This window comes from Candidatus Thiosymbion oneisti (genome assembly GCF_900092655.1).
GTDB classification, from domain to species: Bacteria; Pseudomonadota; Gammaproteobacteria; order Chromatiales; family Chromatiaceae; genus Thiosymbion; species Thiosymbion oneisti.
In genome coordinates this window covers 1-3,691 of sequence record NZ_FLUY01001495.1, presented here as the reverse complement: position 1 = coordinate 3,691, position 3,691 = coordinate 1, and the positions used below count along the sequence as shown (strand labels likewise).

General features: G+C 63.1%; 2 protein-coding genes. Both read right to left on the bottom strand.

Annotated features, from left to right (window positions below):
- Nucleotides 1-89 precede the first annotated feature (89 nt).
- Nucleotides 90-1,214, bottom strand: coding sequence for a sulfur reduction protein DsrS (locus BQ17_RS15260; RefSeq protein WP_089728490.1), 1,125 nt, complete (start codon nt 1,212-1,214; stop codon nt 90-92).
- A 50-nt stretch (nt 1,215-1,264) separates the two neighbouring features.
- Nucleotides 1,265-3,532, bottom strand: a complete 2,268-nt coding sequence (locus BQ17_RS15255; RefSeq protein WP_089728487.1) for an FdhF/YdeP family oxidoreductase — start codon at nt 3,530-3,532, stop codon at nt 1,265-1,267.
- Between the last annotated feature and the right edge of the window lie 159 nt (nt 3,533-3,691).

The following is a 3,691-nucleotide window of genomic DNA, read 5'->3' as shown; positions in this document are numbered from 1 at the left end:
ACGATCATGGAAGGGTACCACCGGACGTTTTGGAGTGCGGCGGCAACCTCACCCCGATGCTTACCGGAACCTACAGCCCTAAGCAACGGTTACTGCTTTCCCCGCAGTCTATCGATCTGTTCCAACAGGGGATCGATGACCGGTTGCAGCTTGCGGCGCATGAGGCTGCCGATGGCGGTGGAGTCTCTTAGCACGGGTCTCAGCACGCCGTAGCCCAAACCCGAAAGTAGACGCATGGCGGATATTTCCGGTGCCAGGCCCGGTGCCGCATCGCAGCACGCACGCACGTCCTCCGGGCTATTGCCGGCACGGGCATAGTCCTGCGCATCCTGTACGAGGGCTGCCAGCGGCAAGTCCGGATCGCCGTCCGGGCGCAGTGGTGAGAAATAAGCGCGCACCAGATCGAAGGTGGCCTGGACCAGGTCCTGGGTCGGGGGCTTGGCGAGTACGGTCGCCAGGGTTTTAAGAAAGGTCTGGCCCGGCGAGGACCGCACGCGCAGCAGCAGGGCAGCGCATGGATTGCCGGCCTGGGCCAAGGGTCGGAGGTGCCGCGCATGGTCCTCGGCATCGGTCCGGGCGGGCACGGGCTGCGGTAGGTCATCCGGCAGGGCCTGGAGGAAACCCACCAGATAGGCCTGCTTGCGGGCGGATTTTTTCCACAGGGATAACCGATCCTCGGCGTCGATCAGCCCCGGCTGGAGGATAAGCCGGACCGACGCCGTCATCTTCTCGGTTTCGGTCTCGAAAGGCAGGAACTCCAGCAGGTAACGGGCGAGGACCCGGCCCATCTTGCCGGCGACGATGGCCGGATTGGCGAGCATGTGGCGGGCGTTCTCGGCATCTCCCATGGCCCACCAGGCCCGTCTTGCCAGCTCATCGGTCAGGCCCGGGGCACAGACGGCCGCTACCACGGCCTCCGGCTCTCCCAGCATCAGGAGTTGCTCCAGGCTCTCGTCGCGCATCTGGCCCATACGCGTCCAGCGCCGGAGATAGACCGGATAGCCACCGGGGGAGCCGAGGATGTGACCGGAGATGAGCTCCCTGACGCTGCGCACACAGTGCTCGGGGCGCCCCTCCGGGTGGAGTGGGACCTTGGACTCGCCCCTTTCGGACAGGCCCCAGACGATCATCCTGGATTCGTCGATCCGGATGGCCAGGGGCTTGTTGGCGAGCAGGACGTTGAGCCGAAAGATATCTTCGCTGGTTAGCCCCATTAGATCAAAATCCGGGTCGCAGGCCCAGGTTTGTTCCTTCAGGATTGCTTTTAACCAGACAGCTCCTTAGCAAGTCCCGCGGGCCGGAGGCGAATGGGAATCAACTTGCTGGTGGGGGTGAGGCTGCGGTCCGCGTAGCTGTCGATGGGGACCAGGACGTTGGTTTCGGGAAAGTAGGCAGCCGCGCAGCCCTTGGGTATAGCGTAGGGGACCACCTCGAAGTCTGTCGTGCGTCGTGGCAGGCCATCCTCGGTTTCACTGATGAGCTCTACCCGCGTGCCTTCCTTGAGGCCACGGGCGTGCATGTCCTCCGGGTGGAGGAAGACGACCAAGCGCCGCCCCTGGATACCGCGATAGCGATCGTTCAGACCATGGATGGTGGTGTTGTACTGGTCGTGGGCACGCAGGGTCATTAGGCGCAGCTGGTCCGGGGCCAGCTGGAGGTCAGGTAAGGGATGCACCAAAAAACACGCCTTGCCGGTGGGGGTCTGCCAGCGACGTTCGCGGGCGCTGTTACCCAAGTAAAACCCACCTGCCTGCCGCAGCTTGCGGTTGTAGTCCCTGAAGCCCGGAATCACCGCCGCAATCTTGGTGCGAATGCGATCATAATCGGCGACCAGTTCATCCCAGTCGGGGCCCTGCTCACCAAGGGCGGCCTTGGCCATGCCGGCGACAATGGCCGGCTCGGAGCGCAGGTGGGGACTGGCCGGCCGCCGATGGCCGCGGGAGGTATGGACCATGCTCATGGAATCCTCTACCGTCACCTGTTGTGGCCCCGTAGCCTGCAGATCCAGCTCGGTTCGACCCAGACAGGGCAGGATAAGGGCGTCCTTACCGCAAGCCAGGTGACTGAAGTTCAGCTTGGTACTTATCTGTACCGTGAGTTGCAGCCCGCTCAGGGCCTCCTCGGTGTAGTTCCGGTCCGGGGCCGCGGCCGCCAGGTTGCCTCCCATACAGATCAGGGCCTTCACCTTAGCTTCCGCCATGGCCTTGATAGAATCGACCGTAGCATAACCCGGACTTTGCGGGGGCCGGAATCGGAACTCACGGCCCAGGGCTTCTAAAAAGGTCGGGTCGGGTTTCACCCTAATGCCCATGGTGCGATCCCCTTGCACATTGCTGTGACCGCGCACGGGGCAGAGTCCGGCACCCGGTTTGCCCAGATTCCCACCGAGCAACATCCAATTGGTCAAGGTCTGGATGGTAGCGACCGCATGTTTTTGTTGGGTGAGCCCCATGGCCCAGCAGGCAATGACCCGTTCGGCCTGCATGTAGAGCTCGGCCGCTTGGGTGATTTGGGCACGACTCAGGCCGCTTCCCGATTCGATTTGGGTCCAGGTCGTGTCCTCAAGGTCCCGGACGCAGACCGTGAACCCTTGGGTGTGGTTGTCGATGAAATCCTGGTCCAAGACCCCTCCCCCCGGCTGGGTCTCCCGTTCCAGGAGGACCTTCATCATGCCTTTGATCAAGGCCAGGTCGCCGCCGACCAGGGGTTGCAGGTAAAGGCTGGAAATCGAAGTGGGCCGCTGGAACAGGGTCGCCCCCAGGTGTTTGGGGTTGATGAAGCGCGTGAGCCCTGCTTCCTGGAGCGGGTTGACGGAGACGATCTTGCACCCCCGTCTGGCGGCCTTTTCCAGCTCCGTCAGCATCCGTGGGTGGTTGCTGCCCGGATTCTGTCCGAAAACAAAGATGGCATCCGCCAGCGCGAAGTCATCCAAGGTCACTGTTCCCTTGCCGGTACCAATGGCCTCGGTCAGGGCCACGCCGCTGGATTCGTGGCAGAGATTGGCAGAATCGGGCAGGTTGTTGGTCCCCAGTAAGCGCCCGAACAACTGGAAGAGAAAGGCCGCCTCGTTACTGGTGCGTCCCGAGGTATAGAGCACGGCCTGGTCCGGGTGGTCCAAGCCCCGCAGGTGGCGTCCGATGAGCGCAAACGCCGCCTCCCAACCGATAGGCTCATAGCGGTCGCTGTGACGATTGTAGCGCAGGGGCTCGGTCAGACGCCCCTGTTGTTCCAGCCAATAGTAGGACCGGCCACGCAATTGGGACAGGGTGTGGCGGGCAAAGAATTCACGACCGATGCGACGCTGGGTCGCCTCGTGGGCAATGGCCTTGATGCCGTTCTCGCACAACTCCAAACGGCTGGCCTGCCTGGGCTCGGGCCAGGCGCAACCGGGGCAATCGAAGCCCCCCGGTTGGTTGGTCTTGAGCAGGCACTTCACATCCCCCACGCGGTGATGCCACAAGTGTCGGGCACTGGAAAGCAGCGCACCCAGGCCGCCCGCGACCGTCCGGTTTTGCCTGGTCTGCTCTGCCATGGTCGGGTTCCTTATCGATAAGAGAAATACCAAGCCTGGACCTCCCCGGCCAAACGCTTAGAGGCTGTCTAAAAACCAACACATTTTCGGCTGGCTCCCCACGCTCCAGCGTGGGAGCAGACCTGGTCCCGACGGAGGAGGGATCTGACGCTCCAGCGT